The following is a 25,691-nucleotide window of genomic DNA, read 5'->3' as shown; positions in this document are numbered from 1 at the left end:
CGCGGCGGGCCGCCTCAGCGCGGCTCGTCGCGAACCCAGAAGGCCACCAGCCCGTAGTCGTCCTGGGTTCCCTGAAAGGCCCAGCCTTCGCTGGTGCGCACCATGCTGCGCAGGGCCAGCTTGTTGCGGGTGATGCAATAGCTCTTGTCCTTGCTGGGGATGACCCCTGCCGGCAGCTTGGGCGGGCGCGGCGCAGGCGCCCCGGCGACGACGGGCGGGGCGCACAGGGCCAGCCAGATCCGCGCCTTGACGATCTCGCCCACCTCGTCGGAAGCCAGGGGGCGCACCCCCACATAGACGAACCTTGGTCCCCGCAGGTCATGTCCCGGCGGCGTTTCGATCTGCATCACCGGAGGGTCCCCGGCGGCGAGGCTGAACGGCAGGACCTCAGTGAAGGCGCCGCTCGCGTCCCGGCGACCGCCGACCAGGCGACTGGCCCCGACCACCACGCCGTTGGCGCAGTCCGGCCACTTGGCGGCGTCGGCTTTGGAGCTGAAGCGGCAGCCCCGGCTGGGGGCGGCCCAAAGGCCCGGCCGCAACACCGGCGCGCCGACAGTGTCCGCGGCCGCGAACAGGGGCGTATCCGACCCGACCGTGGAGCAGGCCCCGAGCCAGAGCGCCGCCATCAGGATCACGGCGTTACGAAACATGTCCCGTCACTCCGATATGGCGGTTGTTAAGCTTTCTAGCGCACAAAGTTGTCCCTGAGCGGAGCCCTTACTCATGCCCATGCCCATCGCCGATCTCGAAGCCGAATTGAAGGCCGCATTTCCCGACGCCGACATCCAGATCGACGATCTGGCCGGCGACGGCGACCACTATCGCGCCCGGATCGTCTCGAAGGCCTTTGCGGGGCTGTCGCGCGTGAAGCAACACCAACTGGTCTATGCGGCCCTGAAGGGCAAGGTGGGCGGGGAACTGCACGCCCTCGCCCTTGAGACCCAGGCCCCGGCCTAGGAGCGACGGCGATGCGCTATCGTCCCTTCGGCGCGACAGGAAAGGCGGTCTCGGCCGTCAGCCTGCTGCTGCGGGAAGCGCCCAACATGGCGACGCCCCAGGCGTGGCGAGCCCTGGCCTTCTCGGCCATGGAAAGCGGCGTCAACGCCTTCGAACTCTCGGCGGGCTCCGACATCATGTCGATGGGCGTGGGCGAGGCCCTGCGCGCGGTGGAGCGCCGCCTGATCTTCCTGGCCTGGCGCATTCGCGGCGACGGCCACAAGCCGGTCACAGCCGACGCCATCTCCGCCAGCGTGCGCAACGGTCTGCAGAAGACCGGCGCCGGTTACTTCGACCTGTTGGTCATGGACGAGCACGCCTTCGCCCACCTGGAGCCCAGCGCGCGGACCTATCTGGACGATCTGCGGGCCGGCGGCCTTGCCCTGCAGTTGGGCGTGTCGGGCGACGGTCCGGCCATCGACACCTGTATCTCATCGGCCGGCTTCGACGTGCTGATCACGCCGTTCAACCTGACCTCGGACTGGCAGGCGCGCCGCCGCATCCGCGAGGCCTCGGCCAAGGACATGGTGATCGTCGCCAGCGATCCCTTCCCCTCCGTGCTGCGCAACCGGGGTCCGACGCCGGCCAAGACCTCCCTGCTGGGCCGCCGGATCGAGCCCCTGGCGGGCGCAGGCACCTACGCCTTCCTGCATGAGACCCCCGGCTGGACCCCGGAAGAGGTGTGCATCGCCTACGCCCTGACCGAACCGGCCTTCGCCTCAATCCAGCTCGAGGCCTTCCGCGCCGAGACGATCGACCGGCTGGCCGCCGTGCCGGACCGTGACCTGCCCACCGGCGTCGCCGCCCAGATCGAGATGGCCCGCTTCGGCTCCGAGCAGGAAGGCCGCCGTCGGGCCTGAGCCGCGCAGGCGCCAGGACCGCGCAGGTGCTTGACCCAGGGGCCAGGCCTCCCTAGCTCTTGGGCAATTCTTTCGTCGAAAGCTTCAGACCGATGTCCGACCTCGCCAACCCCGTCCACGACTTCATCGGCAAGACCGTGGCCGAGAACCCCGTCGTCCTGTTCATGAAGGGCGTGCCGGAACAGCCGCGCTGTGGCTTCTCCGGCCTGGTGGTGCAGATCCTGGATCACCTGGGCGTGGACTTCGTCGGCGTCGACGTCCTGCAGGACGATGGCCTGCGCGACGGCATCAAGTCCTTCACCGACTGGCCGACCATTCCCCAGCTCTATGTGAAGGGCGAGTTCATCGGCGGCGCCGATATCGTCCGCGAGATGTTCCAGAACGGCGAACTGAAGCCGCTGCTGATCGAACAGGGCGTGCTCGCGGCCTGATCCGCGCTCGTACGCATGACCAAGCTGCTGGAGCCGCCTGAGGGCCGCCAGGTGTTCACGCGCGCCTTCACGGCCCTGCCTGAGCACATCGACGCCAATGGCCACGTGAACAACGTGGTCTATCTGGACTGGGTCCAGCAGATCGCCATCGCGCATTGGGAAGCCGTCCAGCCGGCCGATGACCAGGCCAAGTGGGCCTGGATCTGCCTGCGTCATGAGGTGGACTATCGCCGCGCCCTGATGCCCGGCGAAACCGCCCAGGCCCGCACCTGGCTGAGCGAGACCACCGAAGGCCCCCGCTACGACCGCTATGTCCGCATCGATGGCCCCGACGGCGCCATGTGCGCCCAGGCGATCACCACCTGGTGCCTGATCGAGCAGGGCTCCGGCCGGCCGCGCCGCGTGCCGCCGGACATGGTCGCCCGCTTCCTCTAGCTACCGGGCCCGGTCCAGGCGACCACGGGATTGAGCAGGAACAGCGGCGTCCGCGCCGCCACGCCCAGCTCCTCATAGGTGAAGGTGAGCTCCGCCCGGCCCATGGCGAAGGATCGGCACGGGTCCAACCGCTTGCGCCCGAAGGCCAGGGTCGTCCCCTCCCCCTTCTTTTCGACGAAGAAGGCGAAGTCCTCCTTCTTGGTGCAGCCGTTGGACGAGACCTTGATGGTCAGGGCCTGGCGTCCCGCATCCACGGCAAAGAGCGGCTCAAGCTCGCTCAGGTCGGAGCCGGCCGGCGCGATGATGGGCGGCGGAGGCGCCGTGGCGCACCCGGCCAGAAGGCCCAGGCCGGCCAGGATCAGGAGACGTCGGTTCATGCTGCGCACTGTCCCCGCCCACGGCGGGTCTGGCAAGCGGCGCCATGCTTGACTCTGTTTTCATATGTAAGTTATTTCTGACATATGAAAGAGACTTCCCAGCCTCCTTCCGGCGATGAGCTGTTGGCGATGTTGGCCGCCCTGGCCAATCCGCATCGCCTGCGGATCATCGCCGCCCTCAACCAGTCGGGCCGCAACTATGTCAGCCAGCTGGCGCGCGAGATCGGCATCAGCCGCCCCCTCCTGCACCTGCACCTGGCCAAGCTGGAGGAGGCCGGCCTGGTCACCAGCCAGCTCGAACTCTCGCCGGACGGCAAGGCGCTGAACTTCTTCGCCGTTTCCGATTTCGCCATCGACCTCACGCCTGGGGCTATCGCGGCCGCCGCCGCCAGTCTCACGTCCAAGCCGGAGTCCTGAGGAACCCATGTCCGCTCCCGCCTTCTTCACCACCCTGTCCATGGTCCTCGGGACCGTGCTGATCATCTTCGGCATGCGCTACCGGGCCAGCGTCCTGCAGAGCCAGGCCAGGCGCGCGGAGGCCGAAGCCACCGCCGCCGCCCTCGCCCAGATCCAGTCCGACCTCGCCGACGCCCGCGATCGTCTGGCCGCCATCGAAAAGCTCTTGAAGGACGTCGGCTGACCATGGCCCTCCCCGCCCTCCACCAGGCGCCCCGCGCCTATGCCCGCGCCGCGGGCCTGCTCTATCTGGTGGTCATCGTCACGGGCCTGTTCTCCCAGATGTTCGTCCAGGAAGCGCTGATCGCCCCGGGCGACGCCGCACAGACCCTGCGCAATATCGCCGCCCGGTCAGACCTCTGGGCCTTGGGCAGCGCCGCCGCCGTGATCCTGGCCGTGGTCGCGACCCTGCAGCTGTGGATCGAGTACCTGCTGATCCGCCCGGTCAGCCGACAGGGCGCCCTGCTCTTCCTGCTGGTCAACATCGTCTCCATCGCCGTGGAGTCGGTGAGCAAGGTCTTCCTCTATGTGGTGGGCCTCGCCGCCGAAGGCAGAGGGCTCATCGCGTCCCTGGCGCCCGGCGGGGCCGAGACTATCGCGGCCACGGCCTTCGCGGTCCATCACACCGCCTTTCATCTGGCGCTGATCTTCTTCGGGATCGCCTGCCTGGTGCTGGGCGAACTGATCGCCCGTTCCGGCTTCCTGCCGGCCCTGATCGGCCGGATGATGCAGCTGGCCGGCGTCGCCTACCTGGTCGCCTGCGTGGCGGTGATGTTCTTCCGCCCAGTGGCGGAGGTCATCACGCCTGCGATCCTGATCGTGCCCTTCGTCGCCGAAAGCACCTTGTGCCTGTGGCTGCTGATCCGCGGCGTTGACCCCGGCCGCTGGCATGCGCGGCTGGCCGACCAGCGGCGCACATAGGAAAAGGGCCCCGGATCTCTCCGGGGCCCCCTGCTCTCCCAAGCGCTTACGCCTACTGCTTGTAGCTGAGGCGGAAGTAGAAATAGCGGCCCGGCGCGTCATAGGCGTTCGGGTCGTAGTTGTTCAGGCCGCAGCTGATGCAGCCGGGCGGGTCCTTGTCGAACAGGTTGTTGACCCCGAGGGCGAAGGAGAAGCCCTCCAGATAGTCCGGGGCGTAGCGGAGCTGGGCGTCGAAATAGGTGCGCGCCGCCAGCTTGTTGTCCCCGGCGTTCACTTCCTTGACGCTCGACAGGTAACGGGCGGACGCCGTCGCGCCCCAGACGCCCTTGTCCCAGTCCATCGCCAGGGTGGACTTGGTCTTCGGATAGGCCTGGTCCGGGCTGCCGCGCTCAGTGCCTTGACGCTTGATTTCGGCCAGGCCGGTCGAGGTCGGCACCTTCTCGCTGTACTCGAGCAGGAAGCTGGAGTTCGAGCGCACCGCAAAGGTCCCGACCGAGGTCTCCGGCGAGCGCCAGTTCAGGTTCAGGTCCACGGCCCGGGTCTTCACGCCGCCGATGTTGATCAGCGGGTTGGAGATGCCGGCGATGGCGCCCGAGGCGGTGCGGGTGATAGTGGCGCAGGACAGGGCGTCGCCGGTCTGCGCGCAGCGGTCCAGCAGGGTCTGGCCGTTCTGGGCCTGGATGGCGTTGTCCAGGGTGATGTCGGCGTAGACGATCTCCATGGAGGCGCCGTTGGACCAGCTGGTGTTCTTCAGCGCGCTGGGCTCCCAGACGAAGCCATAGGTCCAGCTCTCACTGGTTTCCGGCTGCAGGGCGCGGTTGCCGCTCGTGATCACCGAGACCTGCGGGTTCAGCTGCGAATAGCTGCCCGAAGCCGGTACGCCGCGGGCGATGCAGTTGGCCCGGATAGCGGCCGACTTGGTGGCCAGGTTCGAGCAGGGGTCGTTGACCTCCTGGTCGAAGCGCGAGGCCGTCCCGAACAGTTCGCCGATGGTCGGGGCCCGGAAGCCCTCGCCCCACGACGCGCGGAACAGGATGTCCCCGGTGGGCCGCCAGGCGAGGCCGGCCTTGTAGGTCGAGTCCCGACCCGAGGTGGAATAGTCGAACCAGCGGCCGGCGACCGAGGCGTCCAGGCGATGGAACAGCGGCACGTCCCGCACCAGGGGCACGGAGACCTCGGTGTAGAGTTCGTCGACCTTGATCGAGCCGCGGGCCGGCTGGGCCGGGATGTCCGAGGACAGGCCGGCGGCGACGATGGCGTCGGGCTGGAAGAAGCCCTCGTTCTCGCGGTGCTCGTAGCCGGCGGCGACGCCCACCGGACCGGCCGGCAGGTCGAACAGGTCCCCGGTGACGTTGATCGTGTAGTCGCGCAGTTCCTGTTCGGAGACGTCCTGCTGGGTGAAGGCGATGTAGCCCAGCATGGCCTGGGTGATCGTGCCCTGGCCGCCGAAGATGTTCAGCGGCACGCACGAGCCGGTGCACAGGGCGGCCGGGCCGAGGGCCTGCTGCACGCGCTGGGCGTTGACGTTGCCGGTGAAGGTCTGTTCGGCGTGGTTGCGCGACCAGACCGCGTTGGCGTCCCAGAAGAAGGTCTTGCCGGCGACCTCGAACTGGCCGTCCAGGGTGGCGGTCAGGTTAAAGGTGTTGACGTCCTGGGCGTAGTGGCGCGGGCCGTTCTCGATCAGGCGGCGGCCGATGAAGGCGTAGGTGCCGGGCTGCAGGGTGAAGCCGAACGGGTTGTAGGGGTTGGTGGCGTCCACCGCGACCTGGTCGAGCAGGTTGCCGTTGCCGGCGTCGGGGCCGACGAACAGCGGCAGGGGCGCGGCCTGGTTGGCCGAGCGGCGGTTCACATAGCTCGCCTTGACCCGCAGCTTCAGGGTGTCGGTGAAGTCATGCGTCACCGAGCCGTACAGGCTGGTCCGTTCCGACGGGCTGACGATGTAGTTGTAGGGCTGGAAGTTGAAGCGATCGAGGGTCGCGAAGTTCTTGAAGCTGCTGCCCGCGCCCGTCGGGCTGGCCGGGGTGTAGGTCGGCCGGGCGCCGACCGCCAAAGCTTGCTTCAGGGTCAGGTCCAGGTCCTGGTTGGTGTTCGGATCATGGATGATGAACCGGCCAAGCAAGGTGCCGGAGGAACAGCCGCCGCCCAGGCACGAGGTCGCGCCGGGGGTCGGGAACTGTGAGATCGAGCGGTCGCCGGACGACACGGCGTCCTGCTTGATGTAGCCGCCGCCGACCACGATGCTGGTCTTGTCCTGGCTGGCGCCCCAGGAGAGGTTCACCTCCTTGGAGAAGCCGTCGCCCTCGCCGTACTGGCCGACCTGGGCCGAGGCCTGGAAGCCGTCCTGGCTCTTCTTGGTGATGATGTTGACGACGCCCGCGATGGCGTCGGAGCCGTAGATCGGCGAGGCGCCTTCCTGCAGCACTTCCATCCGGGCGATGGAGGCCGAGGGGATGGTGTTCAGGTCGACCGAGCCCGGCACGCCAGAGGCCGAGGCCCCCGGCACCCAGCGCAGGCCGTCCACCATGACCAGCACCCGGCGCGAGCCCAGATAGCGCAGGTCGATTTCCGCCGCGCCGGCGCCGACGCCGCCACCGTCCGGCGGGTTGCCGAAGTTGCCGGAGTTGTTGAACTTCGAGTTCAGGCCGCCGGCCGCGACGGGCAGGCGCTGCAGGATGTCGGCGGTGGAGGACAGGCCGGTCTTCAGCACCTCGTCCTGGCCGATCTGGATCACCGGCTGGACCTGGTCCAGCGGGCTGGTGCGGATGCGCGAGCCGGTGACCACCACCTCCTCGACCGTGCCGCTCTGGGCGTAGGCCGCGCCCGCCGGGAGCCCAAAGGCCCCCGTCACGAGCGCCAGCGTCGCCGCGCTCATCATCAAATGTCTCATCGTGCTCCCCAATGCGCAGGGTCTTGTCCCAGCGATTCAGGACGCGTGACCCATTTATGTCGGGGAGGTAACAGTCACCGTAACAGGACTGTCAAGCTCGCTCAGCGGTTGATCTTCTCGAGATGTTCTCCCCGTTGCAACGGGGACGCGGCTGACCTTGCCGCTGCAAAGAAAAAGGCCCCGGATCTCTCCGGGGCCTTCTCTGTATCGGTATGTCGAGAACGCCTTAGGAGGCGTAGAATTCGACGACCAGGTTCGGTTCCATCTTCACCGGGTACGGCACTTCGGCCAGTTCCGGGGCGCGGATGAACTTGGCGGTCATCGCCTTGGCGTCGACCTCGACGTAATCCGGCCAGTCGCGCTCGGACGACTGCAGGGCTTCCAGCACCAGGGCCATGTTCTTGGAGCGCTCGCGCACCGAGACCACGTCGCCGACCTTCACCCGGTAGGAGGCGATATTGACGCGCTTGCCGTTCACCAGCACGTGGCCGTGGTTCACGAACTGACGGGCGGCGAACACGGTCGGGACAAACTTGGCGCGATAGACGACGGCGTCCAGACGGGCTTCCAGCAGGGCGATCAGCGATTCGGCAGTGTTACCCTTCCGGCGCGCGGCTTCGGCGTAGGTGCGCGCGAACTGCTTTTCGGTCAGGTTGCCGTAGTAGCCCTTCAGCTTTTGCTTGGCGCGCAGCTGCAGGCCGAAGTCGGAGACCTTGGACTTGCGGCGCTGGCCATGCTGGCCGGGGCCGTAGGCGCGCTGGTTGATCGGGGACTTCGGGCGACCCCAGATGTTTTCGCCCATACGGCGGTCGATTTTGTACTTCGCCGAGTGACGCTTCGACATGAGAACTCTCTTCTATTCGACGTGGGCCGGCGCCTCCGATAGTGGGGGCGCGATCTCAACGGCGGCGACACATCATCCCGTCATAGGTTCGCGGCCGCCCGATGGTCCGGCGGCGCGAAGGGGCGGTGTATGGCGTCCCACCCCGCCCCTGTCAACGAAATCCCTGCACAATCCGAATCCTAGACCTTCTGAACCGCCGGCATGCGGAAGCGGCCGTCCAGGAATTCCTGGCGGGGCAGGTAGGCGCGCAGGGTCATGGCGAAGGGGCCCTTGGCGGGCGCCGGCAGCCAGTTGGCGGTGCGATCGCCGCCCGGGTCGCTGCGGCCGATCCAGACGTCCAGGGAGCCGTCAGCGTTGCGCTTCAGGCCGGGCGTGCGGTCGCCAATGGCGTAGCGGTTGATCGGGTTCTCGGTCAGGAAGAACTGCCCGTCGGCTGTGGCCTCGTACATGGTCAGCGACCAGAAGCCGTCCAGCGGCAGCTTGGCCGGCACCGCCAAGTGATAGAGCCCGTCGCCGGAGAAGACCGCCCCGTCGTCGCCCTGGGCGCGCAGGTACATGGCCTCGGTCACCGGCAAGGCCGCCAGGCCGGCCAGGGCGACCAGCGCCCGGAAGCCGTAGTCCTGGCCATAGTCGCCGAGGTTCGAGCGCGGATAGCTCCAGCCCTGGGTGAAGACCATGCGCTTGGTGAAGCCGATCAGGCCCATGGAGGCCTGGGCGACCCCAGCCTGGATCTGGGCGATGGCGGCCGCGTCGAACCGCTTGGGATCGAAGGCGCCCTTGGGGTCGAGGCCCAGACCCGCGCACTTGCGGAAAAGGGCCAGGTCTTCCGGCCGCGGCGGGTCAGACGCCAGCAGCTCGGCGACGCTGGAGAAATAGGCGTCCCAGGGGGATTGGCGGTTGGCGTAGGCGCCGGGCGCGACGCCCTTGGGTCCTTTAAGCTTCAGCCCGTCCTGGACCGCGTGGGCCGCCGGCAGGTCCGCCTCGCCGTCCACCAGGGTGCGGACCAGCATCCAGGCGTGGGGCGTCTCGACCCGCACCACGTCGGCGCCGGACCCGGACTGGCCCGGCCCCACCAGGGTGAAGGTCCCGCCCTGGCCGCCGAGGGTCCGCGTGCCCAGCACGGCGTTATTATTGGTGTACATGTCCATCACCGCCACCGAGATGTAGCGGTCGCTGGTCGGCGGGATGGTCAGGGTCACCGGCCCCTTGGTCAGGTCGAGCCAGGCGCTGGAATAGAGCGTGTCGTTGTTGGGCGTGGTGATCCAGCGGTTGGCCGGGACCACCAGCTTGCGCGAGTGTCCGAAGCTGTTCAGCCCGGCTTTCTGGGCGTCGACGCCGGTGGCGGTCAGCATGCGCTGGCGGGCCTGGGCCATTTCGATCAGCGGCAGGGCGTAGAGCCAGGCCTCGCGGGCGGCGGCGGTCAGGTCGCCTTGGGCCGCAAAGGCGCGGGCCGCGGGCGTCGCGGCGATGGCGGCCAGCACGGCCATGAGTTCGCGTCGGTTCATGGTCCCCTCCCCCGGGGTTTGAGACTTAAGGCTTCAGGCTTCAGTGATCGGCGGCAGACGATAGGCGCCGTCCAAGAGTTCAGGCTTGGGCAGATAGGCCCGCATGAACAGGGCGAATGGGCCGGCAGGCGCCGGCAGCCAGTTCGCGCGACGCTCTTCGCCCGGATCGGCGTGACCGATCCAGATGTCGAGGGAGCCATCGGCGTTGTGCTGAAGGCCCTCAGTCCGGTCACCGATGGCGAAGCGGTTCAGCGGGTTCTCGGTGAAGAAGTACTGCCCGTCGTCGGTCGCCTCGTAGAGGCTGAGCGACCAGAAGGAGTTGACCGGCAGCATGCGGTCGGCCGGGAAATGCAGGCGCCAGGCGCGGTTTCCGTCCAGCAGCGCGCGCGGCAGGTGGCCCTCAGCGCGCATGTAAAGCGCCTCCACCGGCGGCAGGGCGGCCAGCCCCGCCAGGGCGATCGCGGCCCGCAGGACGTAATCCTGTCCGAAATCCCCCAGCCGCGCTGAAGGGTAGGACCAGCCGTCGATGAACTGGTCGCCGCCCAGGCCGCTGCTTCGGGACGCCTTGCGCCCCTCGGCCAGACCCGCCTCGATGGCCTCGGCCTGCTCGGCGGTGAAGCGGGCGGGGTTGAAGGCGTCCAGGCCCAGTGGCGCCATCCTGGCCAGCATGGCGCGGTCGCTGACCTGCGGCGGGTTCAGCTTCATCAACCGGGCGGCGGTCTCGAAGTATTCAGGCCACGGCGCGCCGCGATGAGCGAAGGGGCCGGGAAAGTCCACCGCCGGCCCCTGCATGGACAGGCCGTGCTGCACCGCCTTGGCGGCGTCCACGTCATGCGGGCCGTCAACCAGGATGCGCGCCAGGGCCCAGACGTGATCGGTGGGCGAACGGACGACATTCGGACCATCGGCGGCGTCACGCGGCCCCACCAGGGTGAAGGTCCCGCCGTCCGGGCCGGTGGTCCGGGTCCCCAGGATGGCGAAGTTGTTGGTGTAGGCGTCCATCAGGGCCAGGGAGAAATAGCGGTCGCCCGTGGCCGGCAGGTTGATGGTCACCGGTCCGGCGCTCAGATCCACCTGGGCCGTGGAATAGAAGGTGTCGTTGTTGGGCGTGGTCACCGCCCGGGCCTTGTGGTCGGCCAGGCGGCGCATGTGGCCGAAGACGTTCATGGGCGAACCCGCCGCCTGCCCCCGCGCCCGGGTGGTGGCGATCTCCACCAGCGGCAGGGTGAAGATGTAGGCCTCGCGCGCTGCAAGGCGCAGGTCGTCCAGGGTCGTCCCGGCCATGTCTTCCTCCCGATCTTTTGGCGCCTAGCATGTCGCCTTTTCGGGGGCGGCGCGCAAGACCCTACCGATCGGTAGGCTTATCCGCCTTGGCCCTGGCCAGCTTCTCCAGGACCCGCCCGCGCCCGCGCGACAGGGCGGTGACCACGCCGCGGAAGGTGCGGACCTCCTGGTCGCTCATCCTCGCCCGACCCAGGGCCGAGCGCAGGTTCTGGACCATCGACGGCTTCTTCTCCGGCGGATGGAAGAAGCCCGCCGTCTCCAGTTCCCGCTCGAAGTGCTCATAGAGGCCCAGCATGGCCGCGCCGTCGGCGGGCGGCGGCGCGTCGCGGAAGATGGCCGGCGCGCCGGTCTCCATCGTCATGCGCCACTCATAGGCCAGGATGATCACCGCCTGGGCCAGGTTCAGCGACCGGAACCGCGGGTCGATGGGCAGGGTGACCACCGCCTGGCTGAGCGCGATGTCGGCGGTCTCCAGGCCGGCGCGCTCGCCGCCGAATAGCAGACCGGCGCGGTGGCCCGACTGAACCTCGGACAGCATGGCCGCCATGGCGACCCGCGGGGTCAGCACGGGCAGCTGCAACTCCCGAGGCCGGGCCGTGGTCGCATAGACCAGGTGCAGGTCGGCGACGGCGGCCTCGACGCTGTCATAGATCCGCGCCGCGTTCAGCGGCCACTCGGCGCCGGAGGCCGAGGCCCAGGCCCGCTCCTGCGGCCAGCCATCGCGCGGATTGACCAGGCGCAGGTCCGAAAGGCCGAAATTGGCCATGGCGCGCGCCACGGCCCCGATGTTCTCGGCCATCTGGGGCTTGTCGAGGATGACGCAGGGGGCAAGGATTTCCATGACCCGGTTTCAAGCCTCCGCCCGCCAGGAAGGCAAGGGCGATGCACGATCCAGGGCGCCGCGCGATGATACATCACACCCCTGACGGTCGCCTCTGCATTGCCGCGCAAGGGATGACACCGGTTTCCAGAAACGCGCCCGGTTGTCGTTACGTTACATCGAGGACCTTTGCGCGGCGGGCCGAAGCCTAATATACGGCCTTCAACCCTTACCCTTTTCGCCGGAGCGCCTGCCCCCTCATGGCCAAGATCAAAGTCGCCAACCCTGTCGTGGATATCGATGGGGACGAGATGACCCGCATCATCTGGAAGTGGATCAAGGACAAGCTGATCTTCCCCTATCTCGATATCGACATCGACTATTACGACCTGGGGATCGAGCACCGCGACGCCACCGACGACAAGGTCACCGTCGACAGCGCCATGGCCATCAAGAAGTACGGCGTCGGCATCAAGTGCGCGACCATCACGCCGGACGAGGCCCGGGTTGAGGAATTCGGCCTGAAGAAGATGTGGAAGTCGCCGAACGGCACCATCCGCAACATCCTGGGCGGCGTCGTGTTCCGTGAACCGATCATCTGCAAGAACGTGCCGCGCCTGATCCCCGGCTGGACCCAACCGATCATCATCGGCCGCCACGCCTTCGGCGACCAGTATCGCGCCACCGACTTCCGCGTGCCCGGCAAGGGCAAGCTGACCATGAAGTGGGAAGGCGAGAACGGCGAGACCATCGAGCACGAGGTGTTCGACTTCCCGGGCGCCGGCGTCACCATGGGCATGTACAACCTGGACGACTCGATCCGCGAGTTCGCCCACGCCTCGCTGGCCTACGGCCTGAACCGCAACTACCCGGTCTATCTCTCGACCAAGAACACGATCCTCAAGGCCTATGACGGCCGCTTCAAGGACATCTTCGCCGAGGTGTTCGAGGCCGAATACGCCGAGAAGTACAAGGAAGCGGGCCTGGTCTACGAGCACCGCCTGATCGACGACATGGTCGCCTCGGCCCTGAAGTGGTCCGGCGCCTTCATCTGGGCCTGCAAGAACTACGACGGCGACGTCCAGTCCGACCAGGTCGCGCAGGGCTTTGGCTCGCTCGGCCTGATGACCTCGGTCCTGGTCACGCCGGACGGCAAGACGCTGGAGGCCGAAGCCGCCCACGGCACCGTCACCCGCCACTTCCGCCAGCACCAGAAGGGCGAATCGACCTCGACCAACTCGATCGCCTCGATCTTCGCCTGGACCCGCGGCCTTGAGCACCGCGCCAAGCTCGACGGCAACGCCGAGCTGGCCCACTTCGCCAAGACCCTGGAAGAGGTCTGCGTCGCCACCGTCGAAAGCGGCTCGATGACCAAGGACCTGGCCCTGCTGGTCGGCGACAACCAAGGCTGGCTGACCACCGAGGGCTTCCTCGACAAGATCGCCGCCAACCTGGACAAGGCGCTCGCCGCCGGCTGAGCCGCGCGGAGGGACTGAACGACAAGGGCCGGTGTCCGAAAGGGCGCCGGCCTTTTTCGTGCGCGCCCGACGATGAGAAAGACCTCAGGACCTTCAGGGTCTCACGAGGTCGGCGATTTCCACGACCGAATTCGACCTTGCCGCTTTGACGTTAACATGGACGAAGGGGGCACGGTAAGCGGCAAGTATTTTTACCCGGACAATTATAAGTCGTCATCCTCCGGCCGCCCGCAAGGACAGTGCGGGGCTAGGTCAGATTGACCCGCTGCCCGATGCGGGGTTCGGTTCCTGCCGCGATGCGGCCGAGGTTCGCGCGGTGGCGGACGATCACATAGAGCCCGCCGGCGATCACCATCAGCCGGACGGGCAAGGGATGGGGCAGAGCTAGGCTGACGCCGATGGCGGCGACGGCGGCGGCCATTGAGCCCACGGACATGATGCGGGTCACCGCCAGGAGCGCGCCGAACGCCGCCAGGCCGCCCAGGGCGACGGGCCAGGACAGGGCCAGCAGAACGCCAAGGCCGACGGCCACGGACTTGCCGCCTTGGAACCGCAGCCAGACCGGGCGGGCATGAGCCAGGATGGCGACGATCCCTCCCAGCGACGTCGCCCACGGAATGAAGACGGAGGCGTTGAGCGTGGCCGGAAACGCGAGCCTGGCTTCGAGCGCCTTGATAACCAGGATCGCGCAGGCGCCCTTGGCCACATCGAAGGCCAGCACCGCCCAGAACGGCCCGGCGCCCAAGGTGCGCAGGACATTGGTGGCGCCTGTGCCGCCGGAGCCCAGGGTGCGCAGATCAACCCCTTCAGCATGCGCGCGGTCAGGTAACCGGCGGGGATCGAGCCCAGCAGGTAGGCGACCGCGAGGCCGAGGAATTGGGCGATCCAGAAGGTCATGACTGTTCCCATTGGCGCGGCATACCCCAATCAGCTTGGGTCCCCCGGATCAGCCTTCGGCTGACCGGAGGATGACGGAGGCGGTGGATGTGATCAGCCGCCGTTGATCAGCTTTGTGGCCTCGTCGAGCTTGGCGGCGTAGGCGGTCAGGGCCTGGGCGGTGAGCACCGAGTACTTGTCGGCGTCCGCCCAGCGTTCCTCCTCGATGGCTTCGCGGACGCCCGGCAGGGTCTTGGCGCCGTAGCCTGTGTAGACTCCCGGCGCATAGACGAGGTTCTTATACCAGGGCCGGCCCGGCAGTCCGACATCGGAGGTCAGGGTCATCTCGACGCCGCGGGTCAGGGCGAACAGCCTGGCCTTGGCGTCCGGCGACAGCGAGGCGCCCTTGGCCGCCAGGGCCGCGTCATAGGCCTTGGCGCTGGCCTTCAGGGTGGCGACCGCATTGTCCATGGGTGCGAAGTTGAAATAGGGCACGGGCTTCAGGGGCGTCGGCGGCCCGTGGGTCTCCGTGGGGTCGTCGGCCAGCTTGTAGGCGCCGGCGGCCAGCAATTTGGCCTGGGTGACCTGGGTCTCCCGCTTGGTGTCAGCGAGCTTCTTCACCTCGTCGAGATAGCCGCCCACCGTGTCGGCGAAGTTGGTGTAGCGCTGGGGCGGCAGGTCGGCGTCGGCCATGCGCAGGACCAGGCGGCCGCCGGTCTTGGCCAGCGCCCCGGCATAGGCGAAGCCCGGATCGACGAAGCGGCTGTGATGCTCCCAGGTGTCATAGGCCGAGTGATAGACCCCGCCGGACGAGCCCTCCCCGCCATAGCCGACGTCCAGGGTGGCCAGGCCGATGTGCTGCAGGAAGCTGGAATAGTCCGAGCCGGAGCCCAGAGCGTCGATGGGCATGTCGCGGCTGGGATCGGCGGCGGCCTTGGCCTGCGCCTGCAGGCGCGGGCTGGCGCCCGGGCTCGCGGCCGCCACCTGAGCGGCGGCCCGTAGGCGGGCCGAGACGCTGACGCCGGTCTGCGGGTCGGTCACGTCCTTGGCCACGTCGTTGACGAACCGCTCCAGGGAGTGGCTGCCGCCGGCGCCCAGGAAGCCGCGGCCGTTGCCGTCTGAGTTGATGTAGACGACGCCCTTCTGGGCCAGTTCCTCGGCATGGGTCTCGACCCATTCGGTGGAGCCCAGCAGCATCGGCTCCTCGGCGTCCCAGCTGAGATAGACCAGCGTCCGCTTGGGCCGCCAGCCCTGCTTCAGGAGGCCGCCGATAGCCTTGGCCTCGGCCTGCTGGGCGACGTTGCCGCTCAAGGGATCCGAGGCGCCGAACACCCAGCCGTCGTGGTGGTTGCCGCGCAGCACCCACTGGTCCGGATAGGTGGAGCCCTTGATCATGGCCACCACGTCGTAGACCGTCTTCAGGCTCCAGTCGGACTTGACCGCGATGCGGACCTTGGCCGCCTCGCTGCCGCCCACGTGGTAGGTGATCGGCAGGGCCCCGCGCCAGTTCGACGGCGCCACGTCGCCATCCAGGGCGGCCAGGAAGTGCTGGGCGTCGCCATAGGAGATCGGCAGGGTCGGGATCTTCAGGATGGTCGGCGCGTCCTCGCGCTTGATCCGCTTGGCCTTCTCGGTGGCGCCAACGCCGGGGGTCAGCGGGTCGCCAGGATAGGTCGGCATCACCGCCACCGAGCCGCGCTGGAAGCCCTGGGCCGGGCGGGCCGCGCCCTTCGGGTAAACGTCGTCGGTGGCGTAGCCGTCGTCGGCAGGGTCCGAATAGATGATGCAGCCGACCGCGCCGTGATCCTGGGCGAGCTTGGGCTTCAGGCCGCGCCAGCCCGCGCCATAGCGGGCGATGACGATCTTGCCCTTCACCGACACGCCCATGCGCTCCAGGGCGTCATAGTCGGCGGGCATCCCGTAGTTCACATAGACGAGCGGGGCGGTGACATCGCCGTCGCCCTGGAAGGCCACATAGGCGGGCAGCTGGTCCTTGGTGCGGGACGAGGTCTCATCCCCCGGCACGGGGGCCTCGGTCAGGGTCGCCTTGAAGGGCGAAGCGCCCACCAGCTCCAGGCTGGAGCTGATCGGGGTGGGATAGAGCACCTGGAAGGTCTCGATATGGGCGTCCCAGCCCCAGGACTTGTAGCGGGCCAGCAGGGCCTCGGCGTTGGCCTTGTCGTGGGGCGAGCCGACATGGTTCGGCTCGGACGCCATGTCTTTCATCCAGGCGCTCATCTCGGCGGGCGAGATCTGGGCGTCGAAGGCCTGTTCGAGCTTGGCGTCAGCAAGGGCCGGAAGCGCGAGCCCCGCAGCCAGGGTCAGGGCGAGGATGGATGAAGCAGCGCGGCGCATATGGGCCCCCGGTAACAGTGACAATCCCCACAGCTAGACAGCTGTCGGCGGGGGCTGCAAGCGCGGGGGTGGGCGGAACAGCATTCCGCAGGCCGGCGCCCCAATCACCGCACATCCCGGCGTTCGCCGGGATGTGCGGGGAAGGTACGGAAAATCCCGCCCCGGCGGTGGCCGGAGCGGGATCTGCGTCGTTCAGACCCTGACCTTAGAAGTCGGCGGTCAGGCCGATGAACAGGTAGCGGCCGAGCGAGTCATAGACTTGCGGCCAGGTGTTGCCGTTGCAGGGGCCGCTGGGGCAGTTGGCGGCGCCGTTCAGCGGCGGGTCCTTGTCCAGCACGTTGTTCACGCCGAGGCGGAAGTTGTACCGGTCGGCGACCGTCCACGTGGCGAGCAGGTCCAGATAGGTCCGCGCGCCCAGCTTCAGGTCGGTGGTCGGACCGCCGGGGGCGGCGCCGCCCAGGCCGGGCTGGCTGGAGGTGGAGTCGAGGTCGACGCTGGAGAAGTGCCGCACCTGGGCCGACAGGGCCAGGTCCATCGGGAACGGGGTGTTCCAGGTGGCGCGGAACTTGTGCCGCCATTCCGGGCTCGGACCGCCGCTGGTGCCGGCGCCGAGCAGGGCCGTGCAGAGGGCGCCATAGAGGCCCGCGCAGTCGGTGCTGGCGCCGCCCGGCAGGGACTGGACTTCCAGCTTGTCGAGCCAGGTGGAGGCCAGCGACATCGCAACCGAGCCGCCGCCGTCCCAGCCGATGACGCTGAGGTCGGTGCGGTAGTTGGCGGCGAAGTCGATCCCGGCGGTGTGCAGCGAGCCGGTGTTCTTCGTCTGGTCGATCACGTGGCCCAGGGGACCGTTCGGCGACAGCCAGATCGAGTTGTTGCTGTCGCGCTGGATCAGGCTGCAGAACGAGTCGACGCCGTTGTCGATGCACTGCTTCATGATCGTGTCGGCGCCGATCGGGCTGATGTAGTCCTCGACCTTGATGTCGAACCAGTCGACCGAGAAGTTCAGGCCCGGCGCGAAGGTCGGACGGGCCACGAAGCCCAGCGAGACCGTGTCCGACTTTTCCGGCTGCAGGTTCGCGTTGCCCGCGGTCTGGCCATAGTACTGGTTGGCCGGGTTCGGCTCGATGGCCGCGACCTGGGCCGGGGTCAGCTTGAACACCGCCGCGCAACGGGTGTTGCGGGCCGAACCGATCGCCGCGCCGGCGCACAGGTCGGTCGAGCCGTCCAGCACGTGGTTCGGGGTCGCGTACAGCTCGACGATGTTCGGGGCGCGGACCGCGCGCTGGTAGCTGGCGCGCAGGCGCAGGCCGTCCACCGGCTCCCAGTCACCGGCCACCTTGTAGGTGTTGGTGTTCGGGCCGAACGAATAGTCGGAATAGCGATAGGCCAGTTCCATCTGCAGGGACTTGGCGAACGGCATGTCCTGGGCGATCGGGATGCGGGCTTCGCCGAACAGCTCGTAGAGGTCGAAGCTCTTGTTGATCGGCGGGGCCGCGCCGCCGGCGCCGTTCAGCAGGCCCGCGGTGGCCACGAAGTCGGCGTGGAAGTCCACGTGTTCGCGGCGATATTCAGAGCCGAACGCGACGCCGACGCCGTCCTCGGCCCAGGGGGACTTGACGCCATAGGCGCCGAGATTGCCGCCGACGGTGAAGTTCACCACTCGCTCGCTGGCGTCGCCGCCGGTGTAGCTGGGCACCTGCAGATAGTTCAGGGCCGCCTGGGTGACCTGGCCTTCCTGGAAGATGTTGTAGGGCACGCAGGCCGGGTCCGTGCCGTCGATCACCGATTGGCAGACGATCTGGCCGGCGGCGTTGCGCCGGGCGATCAGGGCGTTCTGGATCCGGGCGGTCTGGAAGTAGGCCGTCTGCGACGCGCTGAACTGGGTCGCGGTGTATTCCATGTAGGCGTCGTAGTTCCAGTTCTCGGACAGGTCGCCCTTCAGGCCCACCACGTAGCGGTAGGACTGGTGGCGGAAGTCGGACTGGCGGCCGCCGCCCTCGACGTTGCGCTTGGCCACCACGCCGCGGAAGTTGTTGGCCGTCCCGGCGTTGGCGCCGCAGAGCTGGCCCTGCTGGGTCGCCGTCAGGAAGGCGTTGTCGCAGTTGATGTTGAAGTTGGCCGCGAAGATGCCGCCCGGCGCGATCTGGGCGACCGAACGGTCGTCCATGAACATCACCTGGGCGTAGGCCTCGGCCCAGTCGGCGACCTGGTAGTGCGCAAAGGCGCCCAGGGCGTACCGCTCGTCAGGGCGCTGGTAGTAGTTGGTCGGGCCGAAGTTATAGACGTCGGTCGTGGCGTTGCGGGCCCGGAAGGTGTTCCCCGCCACCGTGAAGCCGCCGACCCGAGCCGGCGAGGCCGTGCCGGAGCCGCCGCAGGTGAAGGCGTTCCCCGAGTTCAGGGTGCAGACCGAGTAGTCGCGGTTGCCCTGGAGCACCGCATTGATCTGGCGGTACGAGGCGTAGGCGGTGATGTTGCCCTTGCCGTCGGCGGAATTGACGCCAAAGGTCAGGGTGACCTCCGCGCCGTCGCCGTCACGGACATTGTCCTTGGGCAGGGCGAACTGGGACGGGTCATTGGCCGTGGCGGCCTTGGCCTTGATGATCGACTGCAGGCCGTCCGAGTGCTGGCTGTGCTGGTAGGTCGACCACTGGGCGTTCAGCTGCACGCCCTCGAAGTCCTTCTTCATGATGAAGTTGACCACCCCGGCCACGGCGTCGGCGCCGTACACAGCCGAGGCGCCGCCGGTCAGCACGTCGACGCGCTCAACCAGGGCCGAGGGGATGAAGTTCAGGTCCGCCACCGCGGCGGTGGACTGGCTGGGGTTACCGGGACCCAGGCGACGGCCGTCAATCAGCACGAGGGTGCGGGACGGGCCAAGGCCGCGCAGGTTGACCGTAGCGGTGCCGTTCGAGCCGTTGGAGATCGAGGAGCCTTGCGCGGCGAAGGCCTGCGGCAGGGAGTTGATCATGTCCTCGACCCGGGTCACGCCCTGGGCCTTGAGCTCGGCGGCGCCGATGGCGGTCACCGGGCTGACGCTGGTCAGGTTCGGCGTCGGAATGCGCGTCCCGGTGACGACGACTTCCTGGACTTCGTCCTGGGCGAACGCCGGGCTGGCGGCCAGGGCCGCCAGGGCCACGCCGCAGATCATTGAGGAGGCCAGCAGGCGCTCCCGCATCGTGTTGGTTTTCAAGTCTGGATCCTCCAGCGGCCCGCCCCGCCCACAAGGACGAGGGGCCGCGCCCCACAACAAGCTTAGGTCCCGCGCCCGGATATCGGACTCGGTTACATGGGAGTTACGGCCGGAGGCCCAATTGCGTCAACGCGACGTCAGATCAGATACAATCATATTAAGACATTGTCTCGCGGAAGACACAAAGTGTGAGATAAGAATATTGAACTAAATTGATTGCGTTGGCGTAAGTACTTTCTAACAACTGCAGGCCAACCCCTCGCCATGCGTGCGGGGGTCGAGAGCGAGCCGGACCGGCTAGGTCCGGCTCGCTCTCAACGGTTGAGGTGAGGGGTTGTCCCCGCGGTCTAGAGCGGCACCGCCAGGCTCATCTTGGCCCCGCGCTTGACGAAGCTGGCCTCGTAGCGGCGCACGGCCGGGTGGCTGGCCACGGTGGCGTCGGCGAAGGCGTTGAACTCGTCCATGCTGCGGAACACGCCCAGGCAGGCGATGTCATAGACGCCTGAGACCTCCAGGCAGACCTGGACGTTGGGCGAGCCCACCAGCTGGCTGCGGAAGTCAGTGACGGTCGGCGGGGCGTGGGTCTCCAGCTGGATCATCAGGAGCACCCTGATCCGCTCGCCGGTGAGGTTTGGGGCCAGGATCGAGACGTCGGCCGAGATGACACCTGAGGCGCGATAGCCGCGGATCCGGCGCAGGATGGCCGAGGGCGACAGGGGCACGCGCTCGGCCAAGTCCTGGGCGCTGGCCTGATTGTTCTCCTGCAGGGCCGCCAGGATCTGCAGGTCAAGGCGGTCGAGCTCAAAGTCCGCCATCGATCCCCTCCCCCAGGCTGAAGTGTTTGAAATGGGCTTGTTCACAATGGGCCGACCAAACACCGGCCCTCGGCGCTTGCGCCAGTTAACTCGCGTTCATTCGCTGAGCGCAGGTTGGCGCTCAGCGCAGGATGGCGATGGCCTGTCGGATCACCCCGTCCAGCCGCGCGCGCACCTCGCGGCCCTTGTCGGTCAGGTGGATGATGCGGCTGCGGCCGTCGCGGGGATTGAGAAAGGCCTCCACCAGCCCCAGCGCCGGCGGCCGCGCCCACTCGGAACCCTCCGGCCCAAAGGTGCGGATGCTGCGCGAGGCGGTGGGCTCAGTCATGCGGGCCACATAGGCCAGCTCCTGGACGTTCAGCCCCTCGTTCTCGCACGTGTAGAGAAAGGCGATGATCTCATTGACCGTGACGCCCGGATTGAGCTCGCGGAAATAGGACAGCCCCTCCAGGAGGGAGTCTCTGGGCCGCATCTTAGGCGCGCTCGATATAGTCGTTCAGCTTACCGGTGGCCGCGGGGCGCGGCAGGGCCCGAACCAGCGGCTGGGCCTTGCGCTGCCGCCGTTCACGCATTGACAGGGTCGCCTCAGGGTAGGCGTCGCGGACGAGCTTCAGGATGTCTTCCAACCGGCGCTGGTGGTCGGCGGCCTCGACATAGTCCCCGACCGTGAGCTCAACGGAAATCTGGCCCCACAGCTTCATAGCTAACCTCGTACTCTTTGGTGTCGAACGGACAACCAAATCTAGAACGGTTTGCACGCCCGTTTTGAGCGTTTGCGAGGTACTCATCGCCCGATTGACCCGTCCGAGCGGCTAACCACGCGTCTTCATTGCGATGTTACGCCCGCGATACGACAATTAAATCCCGGTAATGTAGAGATGAACCGGCCATTTGCTTGATTCAAGCCGCCGCATTCATCACACTTCGGAAAGATACGGATTCATTACAGAAAGTTTATCATGCGTCACCGCAACGCCATGCTGGAAGCACTGGAGTTGCTTCGCGCGGTCAACGCCGACTTCACGGTCAGCCAGCTGGTCAGCCTGCTCTATATCGCTGACGAGGCGGAGCCCCTGCCCCTGCCCGATCTGCGGCGGCGCGCGGGCATGGCGACGGACGCCTGCTGGAAGACGGTCCAGGCGCTGAGCGAAATGGATGATGGATCTGGCGAGGGCCTGGTGCGGGTGGACCGCTGGGCCATGCGCGGCATCGTGGCCGCCGAACTGACGCCGGCGGGGCGCCGCCTGTGCGCGGGCCTCGACGAGATTCTCGCCGAGGCCCGGCCGATCTGCGAACCCTCAGGGCGCGGTGACGGGAACGAGCTTGCGCTTGAAGAAGGCCAGCGTCGTTTCCATGCGGTGCTTGAGGTGGGCCTGGGTCCAGCCGGCCCGGTGGCGTAGGCCCGGATAAAGCATGGTCTCGAAGGGAATGGCCTTGGCCTGCAGGGCCGCCATCAGCCGCGTCGAGTTGTCGAAGGTGACATTGTCGTCGGCCATGCCGTGCATCAGCAGCAGGGCGTCGGGCGCCAGCCGATCGGCACGGGCCGTCACCTCCGAGCCCGCATAGCCGGCCGCGTTGTCCGCGGGCGTGCCCATGTAGCGCTCGGTGTAGTGGGTGTCGTACAGGCTCCAGTCCGTCGGCGGCGCGCCCGAGACCCCGGCCGCGAACGGCGTGTTCGGGGCGGTCAGCAGCATCAGGGTCATGTAGCCGCCATAGGACCAGCCGGTGACGCCGATCCGGGCCGGATCCACGTACGGCAGGGTCTTCAGATAGTCGGCGCCGCGGATCTGGTCGGCGACCTCCCAGGTCCCCAGCTTGCGGTCGATGGCGGTCTTGAACGCCGTCGAGCGGTTGGGTGTGCCGTGATTGTCCAGGGTGAACAGGATGAAGCCGGCTTCCAGATAGAGCTGGTCCGCCGGATCGCCCCAGGTCTTGGCCACCAGGGCGCGCCCCGGCCCGCCATAGAGCTTGACCACCACCGGATAACGCTTGGCCGGATCAAAGCCCGGCGGGGTGCGCATCATCCAGTGCAGGTCCTCGCCGTCGCTGGCCTTGATCGTCCCGAACTGGGGGGTGCGCAGCCGCGCGCGATAGGGCCAGTAGGGGTGGCCCTCGGCCAGGCGGTTCTCCTCGATCCAGCGGACCAGCTGGCCGTCGGCGCGATAGAGGCCGGTCTGGGGCGGGGTCGCGGGATCCTCATAGGTTCCGGTGAAGGCGCCGCCGGCCTTGGCCACCTTCACGGTCCACCAGCCGCCGGCCTTGGTCAGCGGCCTCGGCTGGGCGGAGGCCTTGTAGGAGACCTCGTAGAGCCGGCGCTCGATGGGGGTGTCCACACTGGCGGTGAACAGCACCAGGCCGCGCGCCTCGTCCACGCCCTGGACAGCGTCCACCGGCCAGGCGCCTTGCGTGACCTGGCGGACCAGCTTGCCGCTTGGGCCATAGAGGTAGAGGTGCTTCCACCCCGAACGCTCCGACGACCACAGGAAGCCGCCGTCCTTCAGGGGCCGGAAGTCGTCGCTGAGATCCACCCAATGCGGGCTGGTCTCGGTGAGCACCACCGTGGCCTTGCCGGTGGCGATGTCCACGGCCAGCAGGTCCAGACGCTTCTGGTCGCGGGTCTGGCGCTGCACATAGAGGGTCTTGCCGTCGCGGGCCCAGTCGACGCGGGCGAGATAGATGTCCGCATCGGCGCCCAGGTCGACCTTGACCCGCGCGCCGGTGGCGACGTCGGCGACAAAGAGGTCGACGCGGGCGTTGGGCCGGCCGACGCGGGGATAGCGCTGGGCGACGATGGTCGCGCCCGTGGGGCCGATGTCGGCCCGCTCCACTACGTCCACGCCGGTCTGGTCGACATGGGTCAGCGCGATATGACGCTCGTCCGGGCTCCACCAATAGCCGGTCTGGCGGTCCATCTCCTCCTGGGCGATGAACTCGGCCGTGGCCCAGGACTTGAGCTCGCTCCCGTCCGTGGTCAGGGCGCGCTCGGCCCCGCCGCTGGCCGGCTGCACATAGAGGTTGTCGTCGCGGACGAAGGAGACGAAGCCGCCCTTGGGCGAGACCTTGGCGTCGATCTCGTCGTCGGGGGTGTTGGTCAGGCGGCTGACCTGGCCCGAGGCGCGGCTGTAGAGCCACAGGTCGCCCTCGACCGGGACCAGGATGAAGCGGCCCTGGTCGTCCCAGTCATAGGCCACCACCCCGCGGGTCTGGACGCCCTGGCGCTCACGGCGGCTCTTCTCGGCCTCGGAGAGGATGCGGTCCTTAGGGATCAGGGCGCGGGCGTCGATCAGCAGGCGTGGGTCGCCGCCGGCCACCTCCGCCGCCCACAGGTCGGTCATGCGCGGATCGTCGGCCTTGGCCTTCAGATAGGTGACGAGCGTGCCGTCCGGAGACAGGCTGACACCCCGGGCCCTCGGCCCCGACAGGTCCGGCGCGGCGTAGACCCGTTCCGCCGTGAGTTTCTCGGCGCTCGCCTGGCCCACCATGGTCATCCCCATCACCACGCCCGCGAGGACGCTCACAACGATCCGCATCTAGGTACTCCTGAAGACGGGGGATGTGAGGCCGCGCGGGCGGGCTTGGCAAGGATCAGATCAGGGCCGCGGGCTCCAGGCCCAGTTCCTTCAACAGGGGCTCGGCATAGGCGACGCGGCCGGTCATGGCCTGGGGATCGGCCTTGGCCAGCTGGTAGACGGCCTCAGCGATGTATTCGATCGGCTGGACGCGGGACTTGGTCGCCTCGTTGATCAGGCCGTGCACCGCGACGCCGGGGGTGTCGACAAGGCCCGGCGAGACCACGTTCACCGCCACGCCGTCAGCCTGGACCTCGCTTGCCAGGCCGGTCGTGAACCGCTCCAGCGCCGCCTTGCACAGGCCATAGACCGTGCCGCCGCGCCCGCCCTGGTAGGGTGGCTTGGGGTGGATGCCGGCCGGCGAGGAGATGTTGACGATGGAGCCCGACTTGCGGGCGATCATGCCGGGCAGCACCAGCTGGGACAGGTGGAAGGGGGCATAGACCTGCACCTCCATCATCAGCTTGAAGCGCTTCTCGGTGAAGTCGACCACCGGCATGAAATAGGTGATGGCGGCGTTGTTCACGAGGATGTCGATGGGGCCGAAGGCGGCCTCGGCCTCCTCGACCAGCCGCTCGCGCTCGCTGGCCTGGGCGAGATCGGCCTTGACGAAGACAGCCTGGCCGCCAGCGGCTTTCAGGCGGTCGACGGTGTCATGCAAGGTGCCCGGCAGGCGGCTCTCGCCGGCTTCGGCCGTCCGCGCTGAGGCGACGACGTGAGCGCCCTCCATGGCCAGGCGGGCGCAGATGGCCTCGCCGATGCCGCGGCTGGCGCCGGTGACCAGGGCGACCTTGCCCCGCAAGCTTCCATTGGGATTGATCCTGGCGTCCGACATGAAATCCGGCCCTCCCTGGGCGATGTTATGGTTCAAACAATGGGGCGAGCCTCGCGCCGTTGCGCCGCCAGCGCAAGCAATCGCGCGCCGGCTGTAGGGTCTCGCCAGCCGGCTAGGACGTGTTAATCATTCGCCATGGCCAGTTCTGAGCGACACGACGAGACGATGGGACGCCGGATCTTCAACCTGATCCTCGTGCTCCTGCTGGTGGCCGTCGCGGCCTTCTTCGCCGCGCCCTGGTTCGCCTTCCGCGCCCTGCGCGCCGACGCCCGCGACGGCGACGCCCAGGGTCTGGCTGAGCTGGTGGACTACAATTCCGTCCGCGGCTCCCTGAAGGCCCAGATCGCCGACACCCCGCCGCCGGCCGCTCCGGCCCCCAGCCTGTGGACCGACCCGCTGGGCGCGATCCGCCACGCCATGGAGCCCCTGCGCCCGCCGCCGCCGGCCGTGGACACCTATGTCAGCGCCCAGGGCCTGCACGACCTGACCCGCGGCTATGCCCCCGGCGAAGGCCCGCCCGAGCCGCCGCCGCCCGAGGGCTTCCTCGACCAGGCCAAGGCGGCCATCGACGCGCGCTGGCCGCGCACCCAGTTCTGGGACCCGAACCGCATGCGCTTTGCGGTGAAGCACCCGAAGGAGGACGGCCAGGAGACGGTCTTCACCTTCCAGCGCAAGGATTGGTTCGAGTGGAAGCTGGTCGACATCAAGCTGCCCTCCAAGACCAAGGCCCAGGCGGAAGCCGAAAAAGGTTCTTGAT

The 25,691-nt window shown here is 68.0% G+C and carries 25 protein-coding genes; 10 read left to right on the top strand and 15 right to left on the bottom strand.

Annotated elements, in window-relative coordinates:
- Nucleotides 1-14: 14 nt before the first annotated feature.
- Nucleotides 15-650 carry a hypothetical protein gene (locus ACFQ27_RS04785; protein WP_374345136.1) on the bottom strand — a complete coding sequence of 212 codons (636 nt, stop codon included), beginning with the start codon at nt 648-650 and terminating at the stop codon, nt 15-17.
- A gap of 73 nt (nt 651-723) precedes the next feature.
- Between ACFQ27_RS04785 and ACFQ27_RS04780 the strand changes: the two genes are divergently transcribed.
- From ACFQ27_RS04780 to ACFQ27_RS04765, 4 genes are all read left to right on the top strand, one after another.
- Nucleotides 724-957 (top strand): BolA/IbaG family iron-sulfur metabolism protein, encoded by a 234-nt coding sequence (locus ACFQ27_RS04780; RefSeq protein WP_374345137.1) that lies wholly within the window; start codon nt 724-726, stop codon nt 955-957.
- 11 nt (nt 958-968) lie between these two features.
- Entirely contained in the window at nt 969-1,856 is an 888-nt protein-coding gene (locus tag ACFQ27_RS04775; RefSeq protein ID WP_374345138.1) for an aldo/keto reductase, read from the top strand.
- Nucleotides 1,857-1,948: 92 nt separating this feature from the next.
- Nucleotides 1,949-2,287 carry a Grx4 family monothiol glutaredoxin gene (grxD, locus tag ACFQ27_RS04770; protein ID WP_377352796.1) on the top strand — a complete coding sequence of 113 codons (339 nt, stop codon included), beginning with the start codon at nt 1,949-1,951 and terminating at the stop codon, nt 2,285-2,287.
- A gap of 15 nt (nt 2,288-2,302) precedes the next feature.
- Nucleotides 2,303-2,722, top strand: a complete 420-nt coding sequence (locus ACFQ27_RS04765; RefSeq protein WP_374345141.1) for an acyl-CoA thioesterase — start codon at nt 2,303-2,305, stop codon at nt 2,720-2,722.
- On the opposite strand, the gene ACFQ27_RS04760 is transcribed toward ACFQ27_RS04765, so the two are convergent.
- Entirely contained in the window at nt 2,719-3,099 is a 381-nt protein-coding gene (locus ACFQ27_RS04760) for a hypothetical protein (RefSeq protein ID WP_374345142.1), read from the bottom strand. The two genes, ACFQ27_RS04765 and ACFQ27_RS04760, sit on opposite strands and share 4 nt — an antisense overlap.
- Nucleotides 3,100-3,228: 129 nt before the next feature.
- Here ACFQ27_RS04760 and ACFQ27_RS04755 point away from each other — a divergent pair, with 129 nt between their 5' ends.
- Genes ACFQ27_RS04755 through ACFQ27_RS04745 form a run of 3 tightly spaced genes read left to right on the top strand, consistent with a single transcriptional unit; the run spans nt 3,229 to nt 4,476 of the window.
- Complete coding sequence (locus ACFQ27_RS04755) at nt 3,229-3,516, top strand: ArsR/SmtB family transcription factor (protein WP_374345143.1); 288 nt, start codon at nt 3,229-3,231, stop codon at nt 3,514-3,516.
- 7 nt (nt 3,517-3,523) lie between these two features.
- Nucleotides 3,524-3,739: a hypothetical protein gene (locus ACFQ27_RS04750; protein WP_374345144.1), complete on the top strand. Its 216-nt coding sequence runs from the start codon at nt 3,524-3,526 to the stop codon at nt 3,737-3,739.
- A gap of 2 nt (nt 3,740-3,741) precedes the next feature.
- Nucleotides 3,742-4,476: a DUF4386 domain-containing protein gene (locus ACFQ27_RS04745; protein ID WP_377352795.1), complete on the top strand. Its 735-nt coding sequence runs from the start codon at nt 3,742-3,744 to the stop codon at nt 4,474-4,476.
- A gap of 52 nt (nt 4,477-4,528) precedes the next feature.
- On the opposite strand, the gene ACFQ27_RS04740 is transcribed toward ACFQ27_RS04745, so the two are convergent.
- From ACFQ27_RS04740 to ACFQ27_RS04720, 5 genes are all read right to left on the bottom strand, one after another.
- Nucleotides 4,529-7,363: a TonB-dependent receptor domain-containing protein gene (locus ACFQ27_RS04740; protein WP_377352794.1), complete on the bottom strand. Its 2,835-nt coding sequence runs from the start codon at nt 7,361-7,363 to the stop codon at nt 4,529-4,531.
- Between the two features lie 226 nt (nt 7,364-7,589).
- A complete protein-coding gene (gene rpsD, locus ACFQ27_RS04735) occupies nt 7,590-8,207 on the bottom strand; it encodes a 30S ribosomal protein S4 (RefSeq protein ID WP_374345147.1) in 618 nt (205 codons plus the stop codon).
- A 179-nt stretch (nt 8,208-8,386) separates the two neighbouring features.
- The gene (locus tag ACFQ27_RS04730; protein WP_377352792.1) at nt 8,387-9,712 is read right to left on the bottom strand and encodes a DUF1254 domain-containing protein; all 1,326 of its coding nucleotides are present in this window, start codon (nt 9,710-9,712) and stop codon (nt 8,387-8,389) included.
- 33 nt (nt 9,713-9,745) lie between these two features.
- The gene (locus ACFQ27_RS04725; RefSeq protein WP_377352791.1) at nt 9,746-10,996 is read right to left on the bottom strand and encodes a DUF1254 domain-containing protein; all 1,251 of its coding nucleotides are present in this window, start codon (nt 10,994-10,996) and stop codon (nt 9,746-9,748) included.
- A gap of 61 nt (nt 10,997-11,057) precedes the next feature.
- Nucleotides 11,058-11,837, bottom strand: a complete 780-nt coding sequence (locus ACFQ27_RS04720) for an RNA methyltransferase (protein ID WP_374345150.1) — start codon at nt 11,835-11,837, stop codon at nt 11,058-11,060.
- 239 nt (nt 11,838-12,076) lie between these two features.
- Between ACFQ27_RS04720 and ACFQ27_RS04715 the strand changes: the two genes are divergently transcribed.
- Nucleotides 12,077-13,294, top strand: coding sequence for an NADP-dependent isocitrate dehydrogenase (locus tag ACFQ27_RS04715; protein ID WP_374345152.1), 1,218 nt, complete (start codon nt 12,077-12,079; stop codon nt 13,292-13,294).
- 247 nt (nt 13,295-13,541) lie between these two features.
- Here the strand turns inward: ACFQ27_RS04715 and ACFQ27_RS04710 are convergent, their stop codons facing one another.
- The 6 genes from ACFQ27_RS04710 to ACFQ27_RS04685 all read right to left on the bottom strand — a co-directional run bounded on the left by ACFQ27_RS04710 (nt 13,542) and on the right by ACFQ27_RS04685 (nt 21,231).
- Nucleotides 13,542-14,048, bottom strand: a complete 507-nt coding sequence (locus ACFQ27_RS04710; RefSeq protein WP_377352841.1) for a glycerol-3-phosphate acyltransferase — start codon at nt 14,046-14,048, stop codon at nt 13,542-13,544.
- A gap of 236 nt (nt 14,049-14,284) precedes the next feature.
- A complete protein-coding gene (locus ACFQ27_RS04705) occupies nt 14,285-16,525 on the bottom strand; it encodes a transferrin receptor-like dimerization domain-containing protein (protein WP_377352790.1) in 2,241 nt (746 codons plus the stop codon).
- A gap of 205 nt (nt 16,526-16,730) precedes the next feature.
- The gene (locus ACFQ27_RS04700) at nt 16,731-19,715 is read right to left on the bottom strand and encodes a TonB-dependent receptor plug domain-containing protein (RefSeq protein ID WP_377352789.1); all 2,985 of its coding nucleotides are present in this window, start codon (nt 19,713-19,715) and stop codon (nt 16,731-16,733) included.
- A gap of 347 nt (nt 19,716-20,062) precedes the next feature.
- Nucleotides 20,063-20,530: an Lrp/AsnC family transcriptional regulator gene (locus tag ACFQ27_RS04695; RefSeq protein ID WP_374345157.1), complete on the bottom strand. Its 468-nt coding sequence runs from the start codon at nt 20,528-20,530 to the stop codon at nt 20,063-20,065.
- Between the two features lie 121 nt (nt 20,531-20,651).
- The gene (locus ACFQ27_RS04690) at nt 20,652-21,002 is read right to left on the bottom strand and encodes a MarR family winged helix-turn-helix transcriptional regulator (protein ID WP_374345158.1); all 351 of its coding nucleotides are present in this window, start codon (nt 21,000-21,002) and stop codon (nt 20,652-20,654) included.
- A 1-nt stretch (nt 21,003) separates the two neighbouring features.
- Entirely contained in the window at nt 21,004-21,231 is a 228-nt protein-coding gene (locus tag ACFQ27_RS04685) for a hypothetical protein (protein ID WP_374345159.1), read from the bottom strand.
- 258 nt (nt 21,232-21,489) lie between these two features.
- Between ACFQ27_RS04685 and ACFQ27_RS04680 the strand changes: the two genes are divergently transcribed.
- On the top strand, nt 21,490-21,930 hold the full coding sequence (locus ACFQ27_RS04680; RefSeq protein WP_374345160.1) for a hypothetical protein: 441 nt from the start codon (nt 21,490-21,492) through the stop codon (nt 21,928-21,930).
- On the opposite strand, the gene ACFQ27_RS04675 is transcribed toward ACFQ27_RS04680, so the two are convergent.
- The gene (locus ACFQ27_RS04675) at nt 21,829-24,060 is read right to left on the bottom strand and encodes a S9 family peptidase (protein WP_377352788.1); all 2,232 of its coding nucleotides are present in this window, start codon (nt 24,058-24,060) and stop codon (nt 21,829-21,831) included. The genes ACFQ27_RS04680 and ACFQ27_RS04675 overlap by 102 nt on opposite strands.
- 55 nt (nt 24,061-24,115) lie before the next feature.
- A complete protein-coding gene (locus ACFQ27_RS04670; protein ID WP_377352787.1) occupies nt 24,116-24,934 on the bottom strand; it encodes an SDR family NAD(P)-dependent oxidoreductase in 819 nt (272 codons plus the stop codon).
- 165 nt (nt 24,935-25,099) lie between these two features.
- Here ACFQ27_RS04670 and ACFQ27_RS04665 point away from each other — a divergent pair, with 165 nt between their 5' ends.
- The gene (locus tag ACFQ27_RS04665; RefSeq protein ID WP_377352786.1) at nt 25,100-25,690 is read left to right on the top strand and encodes a DUF2939 domain-containing protein; all 591 of its coding nucleotides are present in this window, start codon (nt 25,100-25,102) and stop codon (nt 25,688-25,690) included.
- Nucleotide 25,691 lies beyond the last annotated feature (1 nt).

This window comes from Phenylobacterium conjunctum (assembly GCF_042679085.1).
GTDB lineage: Bacteria > Pseudomonadota > Alphaproteobacteria > Caulobacterales > Caulobacteraceae > Phenylobacterium > Phenylobacterium conjunctum.
Note: the sequence above shows the minus strand (reverse complement) of the source record. Positions and strands in the feature narration are given on the sequence as shown.

Excerpts from the sequence above, each read along its gene's own strand:
- ACFQ27_RS04740 (WP_377352794.1), bottom strand. The coding sequence starts at position 7,363 with ATGAGACATTTGATGATGAGCGCGGCGACGCTGGCGCTCGTGACGGGG.
- ACFQ27_RS04685 (WP_374345159.1), bottom strand. The coding sequence starts at position 21,231 with ATGAAGCTGTGGGGCCAGATTTCCGTTGAGCTCACGGTCGGGGACTAT.
- ACFQ27_RS04730 (WP_377352792.1), bottom strand. The coding sequence starts at position 9,712 with ATGAACCGACGCGAACTCATGGCCGTGCTGGCCGCCATCGCCGCGACG.
- ACFQ27_RS04785 (WP_374345136.1), bottom strand. The coding sequence starts at position 650 with ATGTTTCGTAACGCCGTGATCCTGATGGCGGCGCTCTGGCTCGGGGCC.
- ACFQ27_RS04670 (WP_377352787.1), bottom strand. The coding sequence starts at position 24,934 with ATGTCGGACGCCAGGATCAATCCCAATGGAAGCTTGCGGGGCAAGGTC.
- ACFQ27_RS04750 (WP_374345144.1), top strand. The coding sequence starts at position 3,524 with ATGTCCGCTCCCGCCTTCTTCACCACCCTGTCCATGGTCCTCGGGACC.
- ACFQ27_RS04715 (WP_374345152.1), top strand. The coding sequence starts at position 12,077 with ATGGCCAAGATCAAAGTCGCCAACCCTGTCGTGGATATCGATGGGGAC.
- ACFQ27_RS04765 (WP_374345141.1), top strand. The coding sequence starts at position 2,303 with ATGACCAAGCTGCTGGAGCCGCCTGAGGGCCGCCAGGTGTTCACGCGC.
- grxD (WP_377352796.1), top strand. The coding sequence starts at position 1,949 with ATGTCCGACCTCGCCAACCCCGTCCACGACTTCATCGGCAAGACCGTG.
- ACFQ27_RS04665 (WP_377352786.1), top strand. The coding sequence starts at position 25,100 with ATGGGACGCCGGATCTTCAACCTGATCCTCGTGCTCCTGCTGGTGGCC.
- ACFQ27_RS04760 (WP_374345142.1), bottom strand. The coding sequence starts at position 3,099 with ATGAACCGACGTCTCCTGATCCTGGCCGGCCTGGGCCTTCTGGCCGGG.
- ACFQ27_RS04690 (WP_374345158.1), bottom strand. The coding sequence starts at position 21,002 with ATGCGGCCCAGAGACTCCCTCCTGGAGGGGCTGTCCTATTTCCGCGAG.
- ACFQ27_RS04680 (WP_374345160.1), top strand. The coding sequence starts at position 21,490 with ATGCGTCACCGCAACGCCATGCTGGAAGCACTGGAGTTGCTTCGCGCG.
- ACFQ27_RS04725 (WP_377352791.1), bottom strand. The coding sequence starts at position 10,996 with ATGGCCGGGACGACCCTGGACGACCTGCGCCTTGCAGCGCGCGAGGCC.
- ACFQ27_RS04695 (WP_374345157.1), bottom strand. The coding sequence starts at position 20,530 with ATGGCGGACTTTGAGCTCGACCGCCTTGACCTGCAGATCCTGGCGGCC.
- ACFQ27_RS04705 (WP_377352790.1), bottom strand. The coding sequence starts at position 16,525 with ATGCGCCGCGCTGCTTCATCCATCCTCGCCCTGACCCTGGCTGCGGGG.
- ACFQ27_RS04755 (WP_374345143.1), top strand. The coding sequence starts at position 3,229 with ATGTTGGCCGCCCTGGCCAATCCGCATCGCCTGCGGATCATCGCCGCC.
- ACFQ27_RS04675 (WP_377352788.1), bottom strand. The coding sequence starts at position 24,060 with ATGCGGATCGTTGTGAGCGTCCTCGCGGGCGTGGTGATGGGGATGACC.
- ACFQ27_RS04775 (WP_374345138.1), top strand. The coding sequence starts at position 969 with ATGCGCTATCGTCCCTTCGGCGCGACAGGAAAGGCGGTCTCGGCCGTC.
- rpsD (WP_374345147.1), bottom strand. The coding sequence starts at position 8,207 with ATGTCGAAGCGTCACTCGGCGAAGTACAAAATCGACCGCCGTATGGGC.
- ACFQ27_RS04745 (WP_377352795.1), top strand. The coding sequence starts at position 3,742 with ATGGCCCTCCCCGCCCTCCACCAGGCGCCCCGCGCCTATGCCCGCGCC.
- ACFQ27_RS04780 (WP_374345137.1), top strand. The coding sequence starts at position 724 with ATGCCCATGCCCATCGCCGATCTCGAAGCCGAATTGAAGGCCGCATTT.
- ACFQ27_RS04720 (WP_374345150.1), bottom strand. The coding sequence starts at position 11,837 with ATGGAAATCCTTGCCCCCTGCGTCATCCTCGACAAGCCCCAGATGGCC.